At 70.5% G+C, this 20,109-nt stretch carries 19 protein-coding genes; 8 read left to right on the plus strand and 11 right to left on the minus strand.

The features are described 5' to 3' along the window. Nucleotides 1-73 precede the first annotated feature (73 nt). From ACFV1J_RS20305 to ACFV1J_RS20340, 8 genes are all read right to left on the minus strand, one after another. Complete coding sequence (locus tag ACFV1J_RS20305) at nt 74-409, minus strand: metal-sulfur cluster assembly factor (protein WP_006606317.1); 336 nt, start codon at nt 407-409, stop codon at nt 74-76. Then, nucleotides 406-864: a Fe-S cluster assembly sulfur transfer protein SufU gene (gene sufU, locus ACFV1J_RS20310; protein WP_261952156.1), complete on the minus strand. Its 459-nt coding sequence runs from the start codon at nt 862-864 to the stop codon at nt 406-408. The genes ACFV1J_RS20305 and sufU overlap by 4 nt, the downstream gene beginning before the upstream one ends. 37 nt (nt 865-901) lie before the next feature. After that, nucleotides 902-2,158 carry a cysteine desulfurase gene (locus ACFV1J_RS20315; RefSeq protein WP_385860023.1) on the minus strand — a complete coding sequence of 419 codons (1,257 nt, stop codon included), beginning with the start codon at nt 2,156-2,158 and terminating at the stop codon, nt 902-904. Continuing rightward, the gene (gene sufC / locus ACFV1J_RS20320; protein ID WP_385860025.1) at nt 2,155-2,919 is read right to left on the minus strand and encodes a Fe-S cluster assembly ATPase SufC; all 765 of its coding nucleotides are present in this window, start codon (nt 2,917-2,919) and stop codon (nt 2,155-2,157) included. Before sufC ends, ACFV1J_RS20315 begins: the two co-directional genes overlap by 4 nt. Nucleotides 2,920-2,926: 7 nt before the next feature. Then, a complete protein-coding gene (locus tag ACFV1J_RS20325) occupies nt 2,927-3,244 on the minus strand; it encodes a non-heme iron oxygenase ferredoxin subunit (RefSeq protein WP_030411902.1) in 318 nt (105 codons plus the stop codon). Then, entirely contained in the window at nt 3,241-4,425 is a 1,185-nt protein-coding gene (sufD, locus tag ACFV1J_RS20330) for a Fe-S cluster assembly protein SufD (RefSeq protein WP_385860027.1), read from the minus strand. The genes ACFV1J_RS20325 and sufD overlap by 4 nt, the downstream gene beginning before the upstream one ends. 61 nt (nt 4,426-4,486) lie before the next feature. Next, a complete protein-coding gene (gene sufB, locus ACFV1J_RS20335; RefSeq protein WP_385860029.1) occupies nt 4,487-5,908 on the minus strand; it encodes a Fe-S cluster assembly protein SufB in 1,422 nt (473 codons plus the stop codon). Beyond that, nucleotides 5,905-6,768, minus strand: a complete 864-nt coding sequence (locus ACFV1J_RS20340; protein WP_385860031.1) for a helix-turn-helix transcriptional regulator — start codon at nt 6,766-6,768, stop codon at nt 5,905-5,907. The genes sufB and ACFV1J_RS20340 overlap by 4 nt, the downstream gene beginning before the upstream one ends. 199 nt (nt 6,769-6,967) lie before the next feature. On the opposite strand from ACFV1J_RS20340, the gene ACFV1J_RS20345 reads away from it, so the two are divergent. From ACFV1J_RS20345 to ACFV1J_RS20355, 3 genes are all read left to right on the plus strand, one after another. Further along, nucleotides 6,968-7,930 (plus strand): ABC transporter ATP-binding protein, encoded by a 963-nt coding sequence (locus ACFV1J_RS20345; RefSeq protein WP_385860033.1) that lies wholly within the window; start codon nt 6,968-6,970, stop codon nt 7,928-7,930. Beyond that, nucleotides 7,927-8,721: an ABC transporter permease gene (locus ACFV1J_RS20350; protein WP_385860035.1), complete on the plus strand. Its 795-nt coding sequence runs from the start codon at nt 7,927-7,929 to the stop codon at nt 8,719-8,721. The genes ACFV1J_RS20345 and ACFV1J_RS20350 overlap by 4 nt, the downstream gene beginning before the upstream one ends. A 141-nt stretch (nt 8,722-8,862) precedes the next feature. Beyond that, nucleotides 8,863-9,873: a heme A synthase gene (locus ACFV1J_RS20355; protein WP_385860037.1), complete on the plus strand. Its 1,011-nt coding sequence runs from the start codon at nt 8,863-8,865 to the stop codon at nt 9,871-9,873. Here ACFV1J_RS20355 and ACFV1J_RS20360 read toward each other — a convergent pair. The 3 genes from ACFV1J_RS20360 to ACFV1J_RS20370 form a co-directional block, all read right to left on the minus strand. Beyond that, a complete protein-coding gene (locus tag ACFV1J_RS20360) occupies nt 9,846-10,910 on the minus strand; it encodes an amidohydrolase (protein WP_385860039.1) in 1,065 nt (354 codons plus the stop codon). The genes ACFV1J_RS20355 and ACFV1J_RS20360 overlap by 28 nt on opposite strands. Nucleotides 10,911-11,044: 134 nt before the next feature. Beyond that, nucleotides 11,045-11,437, minus strand: coding sequence for a hypothetical protein (locus ACFV1J_RS20365; protein ID WP_385860116.1), 393 nt, complete (start codon nt 11,435-11,437; stop codon nt 11,045-11,047). 15 nt (nt 11,438-11,452) lie between these two features. Then, entirely contained in the window at nt 11,453-12,403 is a 951-nt protein-coding gene (locus ACFV1J_RS20370) for a heme o synthase (protein WP_385860041.1), read from the minus strand. 457 nt (nt 12,404-12,860) lie between these two features. On the opposite strand from ACFV1J_RS20370, the gene tkt reads away from it, so the two are divergent. The 5 genes from tkt to pgl are packed head-to-tail and all read left to right on the plus strand — an operon-like array spanning nt 12,861 to nt 19,539. Then, on the plus strand, nt 12,861-14,948 hold the full coding sequence (tkt, locus tag ACFV1J_RS20375; RefSeq protein WP_385860043.1) for a transketolase: 2,088 nt from the start codon (nt 12,861-12,863) through the stop codon (nt 14,946-14,948). Nucleotides 14,949-14,982: 34 nt separating this feature from the next. Further along, nucleotides 14,983-16,101, plus strand: coding sequence for a transaldolase (gene tal / locus ACFV1J_RS20380; RefSeq protein WP_385860045.1), 1,119 nt, complete (start codon nt 14,983-14,985; stop codon nt 16,099-16,101). 5 nt (nt 16,102-16,106) lie between these two features. Beyond that, nucleotides 16,107-17,639 (plus strand): glucose-6-phosphate dehydrogenase, encoded by a 1,533-nt coding sequence (gene zwf / locus ACFV1J_RS20385; protein ID WP_385860047.1) that lies wholly within the window; start codon nt 16,107-16,109, stop codon nt 17,637-17,639. Then, a complete protein-coding gene (gene opcA / locus ACFV1J_RS20390; protein WP_385860049.1) occupies nt 17,636-18,760 on the plus strand; it encodes a glucose-6-phosphate dehydrogenase assembly protein OpcA in 1,125 nt (374 codons plus the stop codon). Before zwf ends, opcA begins: the two co-directional genes overlap by 4 nt. Next, on the plus strand, nt 18,757-19,539 hold the full coding sequence (pgl, locus tag ACFV1J_RS20395) for a 6-phosphogluconolactonase (protein WP_385860051.1): 783 nt from the start codon (nt 18,757-18,759) through the stop codon (nt 19,537-19,539). The genes opcA and pgl overlap by 4 nt, the downstream gene beginning before the upstream one ends. Nucleotides 19,540-20,109: the final 570 nt, after the last annotated feature.

Here is a 20,109-nt window from a genome sequence, read left to right on the forward strand (position 1 = left end):
GTGCCCGCCAGTGGTGACTGGCGGGCACGGCCGTGAAGTCTGTGCGGTTCTGCGGGGTCCGGCCGGACGTCGATCAGACGTTGAAGCCCAGCGCGCGAAGCTGCTCGCGGCCGTCGTCGGTGATCTTGTCAGGGCCCCACGGGGGCATCCAGACCCAGTTGATCTTCAGCTCGCTGACGATGCCGTCCGTGGCGGACTTCGCCTGGTCCTCGATGACGTCGGTCAGCGGGCAGGCCGCCGAGGTCAGCGTCATGTCGATGGTGGCGATGTTGGCGTCGTCGATGTGGATGCCGTAGATCAGCCCGAGGTTGACGACGTCGATGCCCAGCTCGGGGTCGACGACGTCGTACAGCGCCTCGCGGACCTCTTCCTCCGAGGCCGGCTTGGTGGTGGTCGGGGTGTCGGTCATGCGGTCTTCGCCTCCTCGGAGAGGGCCTTGGCCGTGGCGTCCTTCCAGGCCATCCAGCTCAGCAGCGCGCACTTCACACGCGCCGGGTACTTGGAGACACCGGCGAACGCCACCGCGTCCTCCAGCACCTCCTCCATGGCATCATCCGGTTCCACCTGGCCCTTGGACTGCATCAGCTCCAGGAACATCTCCTGGATCTTCTGCGCCTCGCCGAGCTCCTTGCCCACCAGGAGGTCATTGAGCACCGACGCGCTGGCCTGGCTGATGGAACAGCCCTGCCCCTCGTAGGACACGTCCTCGATCGTCGCGCCGTCGAGCCGGACCCGCAGCGTGATCTCGTCGCCGCAGGTCGGGTTGACGTGGTGCACCTCGGCGTCGCCGTCCCGCAGACCGCGCCCATGGGGGTGCTTGTAGTGGTCCAGGATGACGTCCTGGTACATCGAATCCAGCTTCACGGCTCAGTCAGTCCTCGTCCTCATCCGCTGTGCGTGATCATCCGAAAAAGTTCCGCACGTGCTCCAGACCCTCGACCAGGACATCGACCTCGGCCGGCGTGGAGTACAGATAGAACGACGCTCGCGTGGTCGCAGGAATTCCGTAGCGCAGGCACACCGGCCGTGCGCAGTGGTGGCCCACCCGGACCGCGATGCCCTGCTCGTCGAGCACCTGACCCACGTCGTGCGGATGGATGTCGCCGAGCGTGAAGGAGATCGTCGCCCCGCGGTCCTCGGCCGAGCTCGGGCCGATGATCCGCAGGTCCGGGACCTCCAGCAGCCGCTTGACGGCGTACTCGGTGATCACGTGCTCATGAGCGGCGATCTTGTCCATGCCGATCGAGGTGAGGTAGTCCACGGCCGCGCCGAGGCCGACGGCCTGGGCGATCGGGGGCGTACCGGCCTCGAACTTGTGCGGCGCCGGCGCGTACGTCGAGGAGTGCATGGACACCGTCTCGATCATTTCGCCGCCGCCCAGGAACGGGGGCAGGTCCTCCAGCAGCTCCTGGCGGCCCCACAGGACGCCGATGCCGGTCGGGCCGCACATCTTGTGGCCGGTGAAGGCCACGAAGTCGGCCTGCAGCGCCTGCACGTCCAGCACCATGTGCGGGGCGGCCTGCGAGGCGTCGATGCAGACCAGCGCGCCGACCTCCTGGGCCCGCCGGATGATCGTCTCGACCGGGTTGAAGGTGCCCATGAGGTTGGAGACCAGCGTGAACGAGACGATCTTCGTCCGCTCGGTGATGACCTCTTCGATGTTCGAAAGGTCCAGGCGGCCGTCGTCGGTCAGGCCGAACCACTTCAGCTGCGCACCCGTGCGCTGCGAGAGCAGCTGCCACGGGACGATGTTGGAGTGGTGCTCCATCTCCGTGATGACGATCTCGGTCTCGCGGTCCACGCGGTAGGGCTCGTCGGCCCAGCCGAGCATGTTCGCCACGAGGTTGAGCGACTCCGAGGCGTTCTTGGTGAAGATCACCTCGTTGCGGCTCGGCGCGTTGATGAAGGCGGCGACCTTGTCACGGGCGCCTTCGTACAGCGCCGTGGCCTCCTCGGCGAGCACATGCACGCCGCGGTGGACGTTGGCGTTGTGACGTTCGTAGTAGGCGTTCAGGGCATCGAGGACCTGGCGCGGCTTCTGCGAGGTCGCCGCGTTGTCCAGGTACACGATCTTCCGGCCGTCGTGGACCTGGCGGTCCAGGAGGGGGAAGTCCTTACGGATCGCCTCTGTGTCGAGGAGGCCCGGCAGCTGTGTCACGCGGTCGTACCACCCTTCACGTATGCCTCGTAGCCCTCGGCCTCCAGCTTGTCCGCCAGCTCCGGGCCGCCGGACTCGGCGATCCGCCCGTTGGCGAAGACGTGGACGTGGTCGGGCTTGATGTAGCGCAGGATGCGCGTGTAGTGAGTGATCAGCAGGGTGCCGACCTGGCCGGTCTCGCGGACGCGGTTGACGCCCTCGGAGACGATGCGCAGCGCGTCGACGTCCAGACCGGAGTCGGTCTCGTCGAGGATCGCGATGGCCGGCTTGAGCAGCTCCAGCTGGAGGATCTCGTGGCGCTTCTTCTCACCGCCGGAGAAGCCCTCGTTGACGTTCCGCTCCGCGAAGGCGGGGTCCATGTTCAGGCGCTCCATGGCCTCCTTGACCTCCTTGACCCACAGCCGCAGCTTGGGGGCCTCACCGCGGATCGCGGTGGCGGAGGTGCGCAGGAAGTTCGAGACGGAGACGCCGGGGACCTCGACCGGGTACTGCATGGCGAGGAAGACGCCGGCCCGGGCGCGCTCGTCGACGGACATCGCAAGGACGTCCTCGCCGTCGAGGGTGACGGTGCCGCTGGTGATCGTGTACTTGGGGTGACCCGCGAGGGAGTAGGCGAGCGTCGACTTGCCGGAGCCGTTGGGGCCCATGATGGCGTGCGTCTCGCCCTGCTTCACGGTCAGGTCGACGCCCTTCAGGATCTCGCGCTGGCCGTTCTCGGCCTCGACGGAGACGTGCAGGTCGTGGATCTCAAGCGTTGCCATGGGTGACTCAGGACTCCTGGGTGACGGAGACGAGCACGTCGTCCCCTTCGATCTTTACGGGGTATACGGGGACGGGGCGCGTCGCGGGGAGGCCGGACGGCTTTCCGGTGCGCAGGTCGAAGCTCGAACCGTGCAGCCAGCACTCGATCGAGCAGTCCTCGACCTCGCCCTCGGAGAGGGAGACGTTCGCGTGCGAGCAGATGTCGTTGATCGCGAACACCTCGCCCTCGGTGCGGACCAGCGAGATGGGCGTGCCGTCGATCTCCACCCGCTTCGGGGTGTCCTCCTCCAGCTCGCTCAGCGCCGCTGCGCGTACGTAGCTCATACCGCGGACGCTTCCAGCTCGGCCTCGATCTTGCTCATCAGGCGCTCCTCGACGTCCGGCAGACCGATCTGCTGGACCAGCTCGGCGAAGAAGCCGCGCACGACCAGCCGGCGGGCCTCCTCGGCGGGAATGCCGCGGGCCATCAGGTAGAAGAGCTGCTCGTCGTCGAAGCGGCCGGTCGCCGAGGCGTGGCCGGCGCCGACGATCTCACCGGTCTCGATCTCCAGGTTGGGCACCGAGTCGACCCGCGCGCCGTCGGTGAGGACGAGGTTGCGGTTGAGCTCGTAGGTGTCCGTGCCGGTGGCCGAGGCGCGGATCAGGACGTCGCCGATCCACACGGCGTGCGCGTCCTCGCCCTGCAGCGCGCCCTTGTAGGTCACGTGCGAGCGGCAGTTGGACGCCTCGTGGTCGACGAAGAGGCGGTGCTCGTGGTGCTGGCCCTGCTCGGTGAAGTACAGGCCGTAGAACTCGGCCTCACCGCCGGGGCCGGCGTACGTGACGCGCGGGTGCAGCCGGACCAGGTCGCCGCCGAAGGTGACGACCACGGACTTGAAGGTGGCGTCCCGGCCGACCAGGGCGTTGTGCTGGCCGGTGTGGACGGCCGACTCGTCCCAGTCCTGGACGGAGACGACGGTCAGCTTGGCGCCGTCACCGAGGAGGTAGTCGACGTTGGCGGCGAGCACCGCGTCACCGGTGTGGTCGATGACCACGACCGCCTCGGCGAACGCACCGAGCTCGATGACCTGGTGGCCGAAGGCGGTGCCGCCCTCGCCGTGCACGGAGATCCGGATCGGCTCGCTGAGCACGGTCTCCTTGGGGACCGTGACCACCGAGGCCTTCTCGAACGAGCTGTACGCCTGGGCGGCGACCCGGTCGACGGGCTTGCCGGCCTTGCCGACCCGCGGGTCGGCGCGGTCGACCAGCTCGTGCGTGACGCCCTCGGGCGCGGTGATGTCGATCTTCAAGTCCGGACCGCCGGCCACGGCGGAGCCGTCCTGCAGGCCCTTCAGGCGCGCGAGGGGCGTGAACCGCCACTCCTCCTCGCGGCCGTGCGGCACCGGGAAGTCCGCCACGTCGTAGGACGGCGGGGCGCTCATCCGGGTGGCGACGGTGGACTCCGCGGCCACCGCGATGGAGCCGGTGGTCGTGGAACCCGCCGGGATGTTCTGAGCCTCAGCCATGGCTGTCGTCTAGCTCGCTTTCTGCGTTCTCAGGGAGTCAGTCGCTGCGTGGAGGCCCGGGTCAGCCGACCGCGCCTTCCATCTGCAGCTCGATCAGCCGGTTCAGCTCCAGTGCGTACTCCATCGGCAGCTCACGGGCGATCGGCTCGACGAAGCCGCGCACGATCATCGCCATGGCCTCGTCCTCGGACAGACCGCGGGCCATCAGGTAGAACAGCTGGTCCTCGCTGACCTTGGAGACGGTCGCCTCGTGGCCCATGGAGACGTCGTCCTCGCGGACGTCGACGTAGGGGTAGGTGTCCGACCGGGAGATGGTGTCCACCAGCAGGGCGTCACACAGCACGTTGGACTTGGAGCCCGCGGCGCCCTCGCCGATCTCGACCAGACCGCGGTAGGAGGTCCGGCCGCCACCGCGCGCCACCGACTTGGAGACGATGTTGGACGAGGTGTTCGGCGCCATGTGGACCATCTTGGAACCGGCGTCCTGGTGCTGGCCCTCGCCGGCGAAGGCGATGGACAGGGTCTCGCCCTTGGCGTGCTCGCCCATGAGGTAGACCGCCGGGTACTTCATCGTCACCTTGGAGCCGAGGTTGCCGTCGACCCACTCCATGGTCGCGCCCTCGTAGGCGACGGCGCGCTTGGTGACCAGGTTGTAGACGTTGTTCGACCAGTTCTGGATGGTCGTGTAGCGGCAGCGGCCGCCCTTCTTGACGATGATCTCGACCACGGCGGAGTGCAGCGAGTCCGACTTGTAGATCGGCGCGGTGCAGCCCTCGACGTAGTGGACGTAGGCGTCCTCGTCGACGATGATCAGCGTCCGCTCGAACTGGCCCATGTTCTCGGTGTTGATCCGGAAGTAGGCCTGCAGCGGGATGTCGACGTGGACACCCTTGGGGACGTAGATGAACGAGCCGCCGGACCACACCGCGGTGTTCAGCGACGCGAACTTGTTGTCACCGACCGGGATGACCGTGCCGAAGTACTCCTGGAACAGCTCCGGGTGCTCCTTGAGCGCCGTGTCGGTGTCCAGGAAGATGACGCCCTGCGCCTCCAGGTCCTCGCGGATCTGGTGGTAGACCACCTCGGACTCGTACTGGGCGGCGACACCGGCGACCAGGCGCTGCTTCTCCGCCTCGGGGATGCCGAGCTTGTCGTAGGTGTTCTTGATGTCCTCGGGCAGGTCCTCCCAGGAGGCGGCCTGCTGCTCGGTGGAGCGGACGAAGTACTTGATGTTGTCGAAGTCGATGCCCGACAGGTCCGAGCCCCAGTTGGGCATCGGCTTCTTGTCGAACAGCTTCAGCCCCTTGAGGCGGAGCTTGAGCATCCACTCCGGCTCGTTCTTCTTCGCCGAGATGTCGCGGACGACCTCCTCGGAGAGACCGCGCTTCGCCGAAGCGCCGGCCACGTCGGAGTCGGCCCAGCCGTATTCGTAGTTGCCCAGACCCTCGAGTTCGGGGTGAGCAGTCTCCGTGGGGAGCGTCATGCGGGGTTCCTCCCGGCCGTGCTTGCAGATGGTGTCGTGGTCTTGTGGGGGCGCCCACCGGGGCGGTGGGCCGCCTTGCCGGCCCCGGCCTTCGGGACGAAGGTCGTGCACACCCCGTCGCCGTGGGCGATGGTGGCAAGGCGCTGTACGTGGGTCCCGAGCAATCGGGAGAAGACCTCGGTCTCCGCCTCGCACAGCTGCGGGTACTGCTCGGCGACGTGGGCGACCGGGCAGTGGTGCTGGCAGAGCTGTTCACCGAGCTGGGGGTTGGGGGCGCTGCGCGCCGTAGCAGCGTACCCGTCCGCGGTCAACGCCTTCGCCAGGGCCTGGGTGCGGGCCTCCGGGTCGGCGCTCTCGACCGCCTCGCGGTAGCCCTCGGCCTGGGCGGCCAGCCGGGCCCGGGCGAACGCGGCGACCGCCGCCTCGCCCTTCTCGCCGCCGCCCGCGCTCTGCGCGATCCAGCGCAGCGCGTCGGAGGCGAGCTGGTCGTAGGCCTGGTCGAAGGCGTCCCGCCCGCAGTCGGTGAGGGCGAAGGCCTTGGCCGGGCGGCCGCGGCCGCGGCTGCCGTAGACCCGCTGCTCGCGGGGCTCGACGACGCCCTCGGCGACCAGCGCGTCCAGGTGCCGGCGGACGGCGGCCTGGGTCAGCTCCAGCCGGAGGGCGAGCTCGGCGGCGGTGGACGGACCGTGGTCGAGGATGGAACGGGCGACCCTGTTACGGGTGCCCCGCTGTTCGTCGTGTGACACGGGGGCGGTCTGCGGGGCCGGCATCGTCCGGGCGTCCCCTCCGGGCGCGGAGGCGGCCGGCCCGGCGGTCTGGCCGACCCCGGGCTCTCGCTGATCCTCGCTCGCGTATTTCACAACGCCATTGTTGCGTAATTCGTCAAAGCGATTCAAGCGCGGTCCGGATCGCGGGATGGTGGCCTCTATCACTTAGGTTCACCTCATTTCAACCCCGCCCCTTGGCCGGCGATCACCCGGCCGACCTGCACGGACGCGCCATGATCGGGGCCGCGCCCCCACTGACGGCGGTGCGGCCCTTCTTCGTAGACTGCGCGGCATGCGCAGCACCTCCCCGGGGAGCACTCCCCGGTCCCCCGGACGGGCGCCGGCCGTCGAGGTCACCGGCCTGGTCAAGCGGTACGGGACGAAGACCGCGGTGGACGGCCTGGACCTGACCGTGGCCCACGGCACGGTCACCGCCGTGCTCGGGCCCAACGGCGCCGGCAAGACCACCACCGTCGAAACCTGCGAGGGATACCGCCGTCCGGACGACGGCACGGTCCGCGTGCTGGGCCTGGACCCGGTCGCCGACGCCGCCGCGCTGCGACCCCGGATCGGCGTGATGCTCCAATCGGGTGGCGTCTACGCGGGCGCCCGCGCCGAGGAGATGCTGCGGCACACCGCCACCCTGCACGCCCACCCGCTCGACGTCGGCATGCTCATCGACCGGCTGGGCCTGGGCACCTGCGGCCGCACCCCCTACCGACGGCTCTCCGGCGGCCAGCAGCAGCGGCTGGCGCTCGCGATGGCCGTGGTCGGCCGCCCGGAGCTGGTCTTCCTCGACGAGCCGACGGCCGGCCTCGACCCGCAGGCCCGGCGCGCCACCTGGGACCTCGTACGCGAACTCCGCGCCGACGGCGTGAGCTGCGTGCTCACCACCCACTTCATGGACGAGGCCGAACAGCTCGCCGACGACGTCGCGATCATCGACGGCGGCCGGGTGATCGCCCAGGGCAGCCCCGACGAGCTGTGCCGCGGTGGCGCCGAGAACAGCCTGCGCTTCACCGGCCGGCCCGGCCTCGACCTCGCCTCCCTCCTCAAGGCACTGCCCGCCGACAGCTCCGCCTCGGAGCCCGCCACCGGCATCTACCGCGTCCACGGCAAGATCAACCCGCAGCTGCTGGCCACGGTCGCCTCGTGGTGCGCCCAGAACGGCGTGATGCCGGACGCGATAGCCGTCGAACGGCACACCCTGGAGGACGTATTCCTCGAGCTGACGGGTAAGGAGCTGCGCGCATGACCGCCACCGAGGCCGGAACCGCCACCGGAACGGGCACGTTCGCCCCGCGGCCCGGCGCCGCGCCGCTGCCCCGGATGATCCGGGCCCAGGCGGCCCTGGAGACCCGGATGCTGCTGCGCAACGGCGAGCAGCTGCTGCTCACCGTCATCATCCCGACGCTGCTGCTGGTGCTCTTCTCCGCCGTCGACATCGTCGACACCGGCGCGGGCAAGGCGGTGGACTTCCTGGCGCCGGGCATCCTCGCGCTGGCCGTGCTGTCCACCGCGTTCACCGGCCAGGCCATCGCCACCGGCTTCGAACGCCGCTACGGCGTCCTCAAGCGGCTCGCCGTCTCGCCGCTGCCGCGCTGGGGGCTGATGACCGCCAAGACCTGCGCGGTGCTGGTCACCGAGGTCCTGCAGATCGTGCTGCTGACCGTGGTGGCCCTCGCGCTGGGCTGGTCCCCGCACGGCAACCCGCTCACGGTGCTGCTGCTCCTCCTGCTCGGGACGGCCGCGTTCTCGGGGCTGGGCCTGCTGATGGCCGGGACCCTGAAGGCCGAGGCGACACTGGCCGCGGCCAACCTCGTCTTCCTGCTGCTCCTGGTCGGCGGCGGGGTGATCGTCCCGCTCGGCAAGTTCCCGGAGGCCGCCCAGAGCGTGCTGCACCTGCTGCCGATCTCGGCCCTCTCGGACGGGCTGCGCGAGGTGCTCCGGCACGGCGCGGCGGTGCCGTGGTCCGACCTGGGCATCCTCGCCGGATGGGCCGTCCTGGGGCTGGGCGCCGCGGCGAAGTTCTTCCGCTGGGAGTAGCGGCAGGTGGGGTGGGTCCTCCCCCGGGAGGACCCACAAACCAGGCCACCACCCCTTCGTACCGCCCACCCCGGGGAGACGAGGCCGCCGCCCCGTACCCCTCGTGAAAACTTGCACAAGGCCCGGCCTACGATGGTTCCCGTGCCGAATTCGCTGAATCCCCTTGAGCTGATCGCCCGCCGCTGGCAGCCGTCCGCGGCCTTCGTGCGGCGGGCCGCGCTGGCGACCGTCGTGATGGCCGTGATCATCGTCGTGACCGGCGGTGCGGTCCGGCTCACGCAGTCCGGACTGGGCTGCACGACCTGGCCGAAGTGCACGCCGGAGAGCCTCACGCCGACCCACGCGATGGGCATCAACGGCCTCATCGAGTTCGGCAACCGCATGCTGACGTACGTGCTGTGCGCGTTCGTCGGGATGTTCATCATCGCCGCCCGCGCCCGGCACCCCCGGCGCCGCTCGCTCACCCGCCTCGGCTGGGCCCAGTTCTGGGTCGTGATGGGTAATGCCGTCTGGGGCGGCATCGTGGTCCTGACCGGCCTCAACCCGTACCTCGTCGCCGCGCACTTCCTGCTGACCACGGCCCTGCTCACGGTCGCCGTGCTGAGCTGGCAGCGGGCCGGCGAGGGCGACGAGGAGCCCCGCGACGTGGTCGCCCGCCCCGTCCGGCAGCTGGCCTGGCTGCTGGTGGCGATGACCGGCGCGCTGACCGTCATCGGCACGGTCGTCACCGGCGCCGGCCCGCACGCCGGCGATGCGCACAAGGTCCACCGCATCCCGCTGAACTGGCAGGAGATCACCCAGCTCCACGTCGACTTCGTCTACATCGTGGTCGGCCTGAGCGTCGCCCTGTGGTTCGCGCTGCGCGCCGTCAAGGCGCCGGCCGCCGCCCGCCGGACCGTTCTGGAGCTGTTCGGCTGCCTCGCGCTGCAGGGCGTCATCGGCTACGTCCAGTACTTCCTGGGCCTGCCCGAGATCGTCATCGGGCTGCACATGCTGGGGTCGACGCTGGTGTGGATCGCCGTGCTGCGGGTGGCGCTGTCGCTGCGCGACCGCGGCCCGCTCCCGGAGGACGCCCCCGAGGGCGGCGACGCGCCGGCCGCCACGGACGAGGAGCCCGCGGCGCCTCAGGTGGCCTCCGCGCCGAGCCGGTAGACCCGGCGGGCCGTCCCCGACGCGATCATCTCGGTGATCCGCCGCCCGTCCTCCGCCCCGCACCACCCCTCGACGGTCCACTCCCGTACGAGGCGGTCCATGGCACGCAGGAAGAACCGGGCGCCGGTCACATACAGCTCGGGCAGCCCGCGGGCACCGGAGGAGAACAGCAGCTTGCCGAACGGCGCGTGCGGCAGGGTCTCCTCGGGGCGGGGCCCGGTGTCGGCGTACACATGGGCGTGCGCGGCGGCGAGCTGGGCGGCCCGGCGGTGGTGCGGGGCCGCGGGCAGCAGGACCAGGTCCGCGCCGATCCCGGTGGTGGCCCGCAGGAACCCGGCCAGCGGCCGCGGGTCGGGGCCGTGCAGCTGCACCGGCAGACCGGTGGCGACCGCGCTCCACAGCAGATGCCGTACGAGGGCCGGTTCGGTGAGCCGGTCGCCGGGGCGGCGGGCGCGCAGCCAGCGGTCCGCGGCGCGCCGCACCTCACCGGCCTCGGGGGCGTGTCCGTCGCAGTAAGTGGCGCCGGAGGCGAAGGCGGTGGCGTGCTGGGCCGCCGCGTAGAGGGCCTCGGCGGTGTAGCCGATGAAGGAGTCGACGCTGCCGGAGGTGTCGGCGACCTGCTCGGCGAGCGGTTCGAGCCGTACCACCTCGTGGGCGCGGGCCTCGGCGGCGGTGGCGATCTCGGCGGCCGAGGTGAGCTCGCTGGGGGTGCCGGCCTCCAGCAGGAAGGTGCCGATGCCGGATCCGCGGAGCAGCATCCGGCCGGCCGTATAGGCGCCCATCTCGCGTCTGCGGGCCAGGTAGCGGGCCGGCGGACAGTGCGGCTCCAGGCCGAGCAGCGGGGGGCACCAGCGGCGTATCGCGAGGCCGGTGAAGCTGTCGAAGTAGCTCGTGCCGGCGGGGGCCGGGCCATGGGCGCCGACCGCGGCGGCCAGATGGGTCTCGAAGGAGCCGAGGCCGAGTTCGCCGTGCACCGCGCCGTGGCTGTACTGATCGATGAGCGGTGGCTGATCCGCCAGGAAGGGAAGGCCGTCCATCCGCTCCTCCTCGCCGAGAGCCCGCCGGGCGTGGCAGAAGCGCCGCGCCCGGTGGGCCTAACGGACGAGGGGGTGGTGAGGTAGCGGGCTCCGCTTACGGCGCGCGCCCCGGCGCGCCGCCACCACCGTCGTCGTCAGGCGTTGGCCGGGCCGCCCAGCTGGAGGCCCGCCATCCGCGACCACTCGTATCGGCCGGTGCGGACCTTGGCGGCGAGCTCGCCGTCGAAGTCGTCGTGGAGGGTGAGGCCGGCCCGGGCCGCGGCGTCCTTGGCCTCGTCGTAGCTACCGGCGACGAGGTTGCCCCACTCGCCGTTGGCCCCGACGAGGGCGATCCGGACGCTGCCCCGGGCGATGTGCGCGAGCTGGCCCTCGGCGCTGCCGCCGTGGGAGTCGGCGAAGGCGCGGATCTGCCGGGCGAGCCGCGCGGCGCGCTTGCCGGCCCGCTTCTCGTCCTTGGTGGCGGTCGCCGCGCCGACCGTCGTCTCCGCCTGCTCGTCCGCCTGCTGGGTGTCTGCCATGGACAGCATGCTACCCACGAGTAATCACCTAAGGAAGGGATCCACGGCGACGGCGACGAACAGCAGCGACACATAGGTGATGGACCAGTGGAACAGCCGCATCTCCTTGAGCTTGGGCCCGGTGATCCCGGCCTTGGCGCGGGACTGCAGACCGTGCGCCTCCTTCAGCCAGAACGCGCCGCAGGCGAGCGCGACCGCGGTGTAGAACCAGCCGGTGTAGCCCAGCGGCTGCAGCAGCAGCGAGACCAGGACCATCACCCAGCTGTAGGCGACGATCTGCCGCGCCACGGCCTTGTTGCCCGCGATCACCGGCAGCATCGGCACGCCGACGCGCTCGTAGTCGTCCTTGGCCTTCATCGACAGCGGCCAGTAGTGCGGCGGCGTCCAGAAGAAGATGACGAGGAAGAGGACCAGCGCGGCCCAGGAGACCGAATTGGTCACCGCGGACCAGCCGATGAAGACCGGCATACAGCCCGCGATACCGCCCCAGACGATGTTCTGCGAGGTGCGGCGCTTGAGGATCATCGTGTAGACGACGACGTAGAAAAGCAGCGCCCCGAGCGACAGCATCGCCGACAGCGGGTTGACGAAGACCCAGAACAGGGCGGTCGAACCGACCGCGAGGGCGGTCGCGAAGACCAGGCATTCGCGCGGCGAGACCATGCCGGTGACCAGCGGCCGCTGGGAGGTGCGGTCCATCAGGGCGTCGATGTCGCGGTCGATGTACATGTTGTAGGCGGCCGCACCGCCGGCGGAGAGGTACCCGCCGACGCAGGTCGCCAGAACCAGCCACAGGTCGGGGACACCGCCCGCCGCCAGGAACATCACGGGGATCGTCGTCATCAGCAGAAGCTCGATGACCCGCGGCTTGGTCAGCGCCACGAACGCCTTCACTCGGGCCCCGAACGGACGGTGACCCGGACCCCCCGGGCTCTCGGAGAGCACCCCCGCAGGACGGGATTCGACGGCCGTCACGCACACCCCTGGAAGTAACATCAGCGGCTCCCGCCGCGGATGGAAATAAGGCTCGCAAGCCTTACGGCCCCGTGAACCGGGTAAAAGCTTGCGCGTACCACGCCACTTTAGACGTTGGCCATACGGCGATCTTCGCGGGGGTGGGGTCGTGTTGGGGCCCGCCCGGCGGGATGGGGGCGGCAGCTTTCCCCGGTCGTTCGCCCGTTGTTCAGGAGGCGGGCGGGACCGTCGCCCGGCAGTCTGGTCGTATGGCCGTGGCCGCCGGACCGGAATGTCCGGCCCGGCGAGGTGATGGCCCGAAGCGACGAACCCCCGTGACGGCCACGCTGCGACTGAGCACGGAAAACACCGAATGAGCGTCGAAAAGACGCCCGCCCTTACGGGGGTAGGCTCGACACCGCCCGGCGGACATACCCGTCCGTGGCATTCGACATGTGGAGAGGAGCCCTGACTCAGGGTGAGCACCAAGCCGACCACCACAGAATTCGAGTGGACCGAACTGGACCAGCGGGCGGTGGACACCGTCCGGGTCCTGGCCATGGACTCCGTGCAGAAGGTCGGTAACGGCCATCCGGGTACGGCCATGAGCCTGGCTCCCGCCGCCTATGTGCTGTTCCAGAAGCTCATGCGGCACGACCCCGCGGACGCCGACTGGACCGGCCGGGACCGGTTCGTCCTCTCCGCCGGCCACTCCAGCCTGACCCTCTACATCCAGCTCTACCTGGCCGGCTACGGCCTGGAGCTGGACGACCTCAAGGCCTTCCGCACCTGGGGCTCGAAGACCCCCGGCCACCCGGAGTACGGCCACACCACCGGCGTGGAGACCACCACCGGCCCGCTGGGCCAGGGCGTCGCCAACGCGGTGGGCATGGCGATGGCGGCCCGCTACGAGCGCGGCCTGTTCGACCCGGACGCGGCCCAGGGCTCCTCGCCCTTCGACCACTACATCTACGCGATCGCCGGCGACGGCTGCCTCCAGGAGGGCATCTCCGCCGAGGCGTCCTCGCTGGCCGGCCACCAGAAGCTCGGCAACCTCATCATGCTGTGGGACGACAACCACATCTCGATCGAGGGCGACACCGAGACCGCCATCTCCGAAGACACCGTGAAGCGGTACGAGGCCTACGGCTGGCACGTACAGCGCGTGGAGCCGAAGGAGAACGGCGACCTCGACCCCGAGGCACTGTTCCGCGCCATCGAGGCCGCGAAGGCGGTGACCGACAAGCCGTCGTTCATCGCGATGCGCTCGATCATCGCCTGGCCGGCCCCGCACGCCCAGAACACCGAGGCCGCGCACGGCTCGGCGCTGGGCGAGGAGGAGGTCGCGGCCACCAAGCGGGTCCTGGGCTTCGACCCGGAGCAGCACTTCGAGGTCACCGACGAGGTGCTCGCGCACACCCGCGGCGCCCTCGACCGCGGCCGGGACGCCAAGAAGGAGTGGGAGAAGTCCTTCGCCGCCTGGCGCACCGCCAACGCGGAGCGCGCCGCGGAGTTCGACCGGATCGCCGCCACCGAGCTGCCCGAGGGCTGGGAGGACCACCTCCCCGTCTTCGAGACCGGCAAGCCGGTCGCCACCCGCGCCGCGTCCGGCAAGGTGCTGCACGCGCTGGGCGCGGTCATCCCCGAGCTGTGGGGCGGCTCCGCGGACCTCGCGGGCTCCAACAACACCACGATCGACAAGACGTCGTCGTTCCTGCCCGAGGGCAACCCGCTGCCGGAGGCCGACCCGTACGGCCGCACCATCCACTTCGGCATCCGCGAGCACTCCATGGCCGCGGAGATGAACGGCATCGCGCTGCACGGCAACACCCGCATCTACGGCGGCACCTTCCTGGTGTTCTCCGACTACATGCGCAACGCCGTCCGGCTGTCGGCCCTGATGCACCTGCCGGTGACGTACGTGTGGACGCACGACTCCATCGGCCTGGGCGAGGACGGCCCGACCCACCAGCCGGTCGAGCACCTGGCCTCGCTGCGCGCCATCCCGGGCCTGAACATCGTGCGCCCGGCCGACGCCAACGAGACCGCCCTCGCCTGGCGCGAGATCCTCCGGCGCTACACCAAGAAGTACGGCGTGGGCGCCCCGCACGGCCTCGCGCTGACCCGCCAGGGCGTTCCCACGTACCCGGCCAACGAGGGCACCGCCAAGGGCGGTTACGTCCTCTTCGAGGCCGAGGGCGGGGAACCGCAGGTCGTGCTGATCGGCACCGGCTCCGAGGTGCAGCTCGCCGTCGAGGCGCGCGAGCAGCTGCAGGCCGCGGGCATCCCGACCCGCGTGGTGTCGATGCCGTCGGTCGAGTGGTTCGAGGAGCAGGACCAGGCCTACCGCGACAGCGTGCTGCCGCCGTCGGTCAAGGCGCGGGTCGCCGTCGAGGCGGGCATCGGCCTGACCTGGCACCGCTTCGTGGGCGACGCCGGACGCATCGTGTCGCTGGAGCACTTCGGCGCCTCGGCCGACGGCAAGGTCCTCTTCCGCGAGTTCGGCTTCACCGCCGACGCGGTCGCCGCCGCCGCCCGGGAATCGCTCGAAGCCGCCGCGCGCTGACGCACGTACACGACGAGTAGGAGATGCAGAACCCATGACAGACGCACTCAAGCGCCTCTCGGACGAAGGCGTCGCGATCTGGCTGGACGACCTGTCGCGCAAGCGCATCACGTCCGGCAATCTCGCCGAGCTGATCGACCAGCAGCACGTCGTCGGCGTCACGACCAACCCGTCGATCTTCCAGAAGGCGATCTCCTCGGGCGACGGCTACCAGCAGCAGGTCGCCGACCTCGCCGCCCGTAAGGTCACCGTCGAGGAAGCCATCCGCATGATCACGACGGCGGACGTCCGGGACGCCGCCGACGTCCTGCGGCCGGTCTTCGACGCCACCGGCGGCCAGGACGGCCGGGTCTCCATCGAGGTCGACCCGCGCCTGGCGCACAACACCGCGGCCACCATCGCCGAGGCCAAGCAGCTGGCGTGGCTGGTGGACCGGCCGAACACGCTGATCAAGATCCCGGCCACCAAGGCGGGCCTGCCGGCGATCACCGAGGTCATCGGCCTGGGCATCAGCGTCAACGTCACGCTGATCTTCTCGCTGGAGCGCTACCGCGAGGTCATGGACGCCTACCTCGCGGGCCTGGAGAAGGCCAAGGCCGCGGGCCTGGACCTGTCCCTGATCCGCTCGGTGGCCTCGTTCTTCGTGTCCCGGGTGGACACCGAGATCGACAAGCGGCTGGACAAGAACGGCACCGACGAGGCCAAGGCCCTCAAGGGCAAGGCCGCGCTGGCCAACGCCCGGCTGGCCTTCCAGGCGTACGAGGAGGTCTTCTCCTCCGACCGCTGGGCCGCCCTGGACAAGGCCGGCGCCAACAAGCAGCGTCCGCTGTGGGCCTCGACCGGCGTCAAGGACCCGGCCTACAAGGACACGCTGTACGTGGACGAGCTGGTCGCCCCGGGCACGGTCAACACCATGCCGGAGGCCACCCTGGAGGCCACCGCGGCCCGCGGTGAGATCACCGGCAACACCATCGCCGGCACCTACGAGGCGGCCCAGGCCGACCTCGACGCGCTCGACGCGCTCGGGATCTCGTACGACGACGTCGTGCAGCTCCTGGAGGACGAGGGCGTGGAGAAGTTCGAGGCCGCCTGGAACGACCTGCTCAAGTCGACCGAGGCGGAGCTCAAGCGCCTCGCTCCCTCGGAGGGCTGATCCCCTTGACCGCTGTTCATGGAGCGAACCCGCTTCGTGACGCCGCGGACCGACGGCTCCCGCGCATCGCGGGGCCGTCGGGCCTGGTCATTTTCGGCGTCACGGGCGATTTGTCCCGCAAAAAGCTGATGCCTGCCGTCTATGACCTGGCGAACCGCGGCCTGCTTCCGCCGGGCTTCTCCCTCGTCGGATTCGCCCGCAGGGAATGGGAAAACGAGGACTTCGCGCAGGAGGTGTACTCGGCGGTCAAGGAGCACGCCCGTACGCCGTTCCGCGAGGAGGTCTGGCAGCAGCTGGTACAGGGCTGCCGCTTCGTCCAGGGCAACTTCGACGACGACGAGGCGTTCGAGACCCTCAAGAGCACCATCAACGAGCTCGACAAGGCACAGGGCACCGGCGGCAACTTCGCCTTCTACCTGTCCGTGCCGCCGAAGTTCTTCCCCAAGGTCGTCCAGCAGCTCAAGAAGCACGGACTGGCCGACCAGAAGGAGGACTCCTGGCGCCGCGCGGTCATCGAGAAGCCGTTCGGGCACAACCTCGAAAGCGCCCAGGAGCTCAACCGGATCGTCCACGAGGTCTTCCCGCCCAACGAGGTCTTCCGGATCGACCACTACCTGGGCAAGGAGACCGTCCAGAACATCCTGGCGCTGCGCTTCGCCAACACGATGTTCGAACCGCTGTGGAACCGCAGCTACGTCGACCACGTCCAGATCACGATGGCCGAGGACATCGGCATCGGCGGCCGGGCCGGCTACTACGACGGCATCGGCGCGGCCCGTGACGTCATCCAGAACCACCTCCTCCAGCTGCTCGCGCTGACCGCCATGGAGGAGCCCGCCTCCTTCGAGGCCGACGCCCTGGTCGCGGAGAAGACCAAGGTGCTCGGCGCGGTCCGGCTGCCCAAGGACCTGGGCAAGGAGACCGTGCGCGGGCAGTACGCGGCGGGCTGGCAGGGCGGCGAGAAGGCCGTCGGCTACCTCCAGGAAGACGGCATCGACCCGAACTCCAAGACCGACACCTACGCCGCGATAAAGCTGTCGATCGACAACCGCCGCTGGGCGGGCGTCCCCTTCTACCTGCGCACCGGCAAGCGGCTGGGACGCCGGGTCACCGAGATCGCGGTCGTCTTCCAGCGCGCCCCGCACTCCCCCTTCGACCAGACCGCCACCGAGGAACTCGGGCAGAACGCCCTGGTCATCCGCGTCCAGCCGGACGAGGGCGTGACCGTGCGGTTCGGCTCCAAGGTGCCCGGCACGTCGATGGAGGTCCGGGACGTCTCGATGGACTTCGCCTACGGCGAGTCCTTCACCGAGTCCAGCCCCGAGGCGTACGAGCGCCTGATCCTCGACGTCCTCCTGGGCGACGCCAACCTCTTCCCGCGACTGGAGGAGGTCGAGCAGTCCTGGCGCATCCTCGACCCGATCGAGGAGTACTGGGACCAGCACGGCAAGCCCGCGCAGTACCCGGCGGGCACCTGGGGGCCCGTCGAGGCGGACGAAATGCTCGCACGAGACGGACGGAGCTGGCGTCGGCCATGAAGATCGATCTCACGGAGACCACGGCCAGCAAGATCAACAAGGCACTGGTCCAGGGCCGCAGGGCCATCGGCACCCCCGCCGTCGGCATGGTGCTCACCCTCGTCATCGTCACCGACGAGGAGAACGCCTACGACGCCCTCAAGGCGGCCAACGAGGCGTCCCGGGAGCACCCCTCACGCACCCTCGTCGTCATCAAGCGGGTCAGCCGGTCGCCGCGCGACCGCGCCAAGGCCCGCCTGGACGCCGAGGTGCGGGTCGGCACCGAGGCCGGCACCGGCGAGACGGTCGTGCTGCGGCTCTACGGCGAGGCGATCGACCACGCCCAGTCCGTGGTGCTGCCGCTGCTGCTGCCGGACGCCCCGGTGGTGGTCTGGTGGGCGGTCAACGCTCCGCTGGACCCGGCCAAGGACCCGCTCGGCGCGCTCGCCCAGCGCCGGGTGACCGACGCATACGCCTCCGAGCGCCCGGTGCAGGAGCTCTCCGCGCGTGCAGAAACGTACACGCCGGGTGACACCGACCTGTCCTGGACCCGGATCACGCCCTGGCGCTCCATGCTGGCGGCGGCGCTCGACCAGGCCCCGTGCACGGTCACCTCGGCCGCGGTCGAGGGCGAGGAGTTCAACCCCAGCTGCGAACTGCTCGCCATGTGGCTCGCCAGCCGGCTGGACGTCCCGGTCTCCCGCAAGGTCTCGGCCGGCCCCGGCCTGACGGCCGTACGCCTGGAGTCCAGCGGCGGCCCCATCGTGCTCGACCGCCCGGAAGCCTCGCTGGCCACGCTCTCCATGCCCGGCCAGCCGGACCGCTCGGTGGCACTCAAGCGCCGCGAGACCTCGGAACTCCTCGCCGAGGAACTCCGCCGGCTCGACCCGGACGACATCTACGCCGCCGCCCTGAAATTCGGCGTCGACCGCCTCGGCGACGGGCCCAACGGCCAGGCGGCCGAAGCCGGCGGCGGGGAGGCTACGGGCGGCACGTCTGAGGGTGGAGCGTCCGAGGGCGGAGCGTCCCCGGATGGCCCGGCGGGGTCGTCCGACGACACCCCGGCCAAGGCCCAGTCCGCGTCCTCGGGGAAGAAGGCGCCCGCCAAGAAGTCAGCCGGCACGAAGGCGGCCGGCAAGTGAGTGCTCCCGAAGTCGTCGTCCACCGCGACAAGGAGCTGATGGCGAAGGCCGCGGCGGCCCGGCTGATCACGAAGATCGTGGACGCCCAGGCCGCCCGCGGCTCCGCCGCCATCGTGCTGACCGGCGGGCGCAACGGCAACGGGCTGCTCGCAGCCCTCGCCGAGGCGCCCGCCCGGGACGCCGTGGACTGGTCCCGGCTCGACCTGTGGTGGGGCGACGAGCGCTTCCTGCCCGCGGGCGACCCGGAGCGCAACGACACCCAGGCCCGCGCGGCACTGCTCGACAGCGTCCCGCTCGACCCGGCCCGGGTGCACCCGATGCCCGCCTCGGACGGCCCGTACGGCAACGACCCGGACGCCGCCGCCGAGGCGTACGCCGCCGAACTCGCCGCCGCAGCAGGCCCGGAGGACCACGGCCCGGTCCCCTCCTTCGACGTCCTGCTGCTCGGCGTCGGCCCGGACACCCACGTCGCGTCGCTCTTCCCCGAGCTGCCCGGCGTACGGGAGACCGAGCGCACGGTGGTCGGGGTGCACGGCGCGCCCAAGCCGCCGCCCACCCGGATCTCCCTGACCCTGCCCGCGATCCGGGCAGCACGGCAGGTCTGGCTGCTGGCGGCCGGCGAGGACAAGGCCAACGCGGCCGCCATCGCGCTCTCCGGCGCGGGCGAGATACAGGCCCCGGCGGCCGGCGCGCGCGGCCGCAGCCGCACGCTCTGGCTCCTCGACGAGCCCGCCGCGGCCCAACTGCCACGCAGCCTGTACCCACCGGCGTCGGCCTGAGTTGGTGTTGGCGGCTTGAGTCGGTGTTGGCGGCTTGAGCCAGCGGCACCGGCCTGAGCCGGCGTTGTCGGTGTCGGCTTGAGCCGGCGGTGTTGGCGTGAGTCGGCGGCGTCCGTCTGAGCTGACGGTGTCGGCTTTAGTCGGCGGCTTTCGCGGCCGACCTTCCTGCGCCACGGGCCCCGTCCTCCTTGAGGGCGGGGCCCGTGGCTGTTTGGCGGGGCGGGACCGGCCGCGTTGGGGTGGGGACTTGGTCGTGGTTGGTGGGGACCTGGTTGGGCTGGGGCGGGGGCGGGGCCCGGCGCGGCTTGGTCACGAGGTTGGTCGCGAGGGTGCTTGGCTGGGCGTGATTGCTTGGCCGGGGTTGTCTGCTTGGCTGGCGTGTTTGCTTGGCGGCTTGTTTGTGAGTCGGCCACCGCCCTAGTCGCGTCTGCTCAGTGCTTGTTTGCGGGGGGGAGAGAGAGATAGCTGCGGGCGGCTCACGCTCATTCGTCTGCGCCTGGTGGGGTGCTTGTTCGTGCCTGCCTGGGGTGCCTTGCGTATGCCTCCTTGCTCCGGCAACGATTACGGAGA

Source organism: Streptomyces sp. NPDC059649, from assembly GCF_042734445.1.
Taxonomy (GTDB): Bacteria; Actinomycetota; Actinomycetes; order Streptomycetales; family Streptomycetaceae; genus Streptomyces.

Excerpts from the sequence above, each read along its gene's own strand:
- opcA (WP_385860049.1), top strand. The coding sequence starts at position 17,636 with ATGAAGATCGATCTCACGGAGACCACGGCCAGCAAGATCAACAAGGCA.
- ACFV1J_RS20365 (WP_385860116.1), bottom strand. The coding sequence starts at position 11,437 with ATGCTGTCCATGGCAGACACCCAGCAGGCGGACGAGCAGGCGGAGACG.
- ACFV1J_RS20345 (WP_385860033.1), top strand. The coding sequence starts at position 6,968 with ATGCGCAGCACCTCCCCGGGGAGCACTCCCCGGTCCCCCGGACGGGCG.
- sufD (WP_385860027.1), bottom strand. The coding sequence starts at position 4,425 with ATGGCTGAGGCTCAGAACATCCCGGCGGGTTCCACGACCACCGGCTCC.
- tal (WP_385860045.1), top strand. The coding sequence starts at position 14,983 with ATGACAGACGCACTCAAGCGCCTCTCGGACGAAGGCGTCGCGATCTGG.
- sufC (WP_385860025.1), bottom strand. The coding sequence starts at position 2,919 with ATGGCAACGCTTGAGATCCACGACCTGCACGTCTCCGTCGAGGCCGAG.
- ACFV1J_RS20350 (WP_385860035.1), top strand. The coding sequence starts at position 7,927 with ATGACCGCCACCGAGGCCGGAACCGCCACCGGAACGGGCACGTTCGCC.
- sufB (WP_385860029.1), bottom strand. The coding sequence starts at position 5,908 with ATGACGCTCCCCACGGAGACTGCTCACCCCGAACTCGAGGGTCTGGGC.
- ACFV1J_RS20305 (WP_006606317.1), bottom strand. The coding sequence starts at position 409 with ATGACCGACACCCCGACCACCACCAAGCCGGCCTCGGAGGAAGAGGTC.
- ACFV1J_RS20360 (WP_385860039.1), bottom strand. The coding sequence starts at position 10,910 with ATGGACGGCCTTCCCTTCCTGGCGGATCAGCCACCGCTCATCGATCAG.
- ACFV1J_RS20325 (WP_030411902.1), bottom strand. The coding sequence starts at position 3,244 with ATGAGCTACGTACGCGCAGCGGCGCTGAGCGAGCTGGAGGAGGACACC.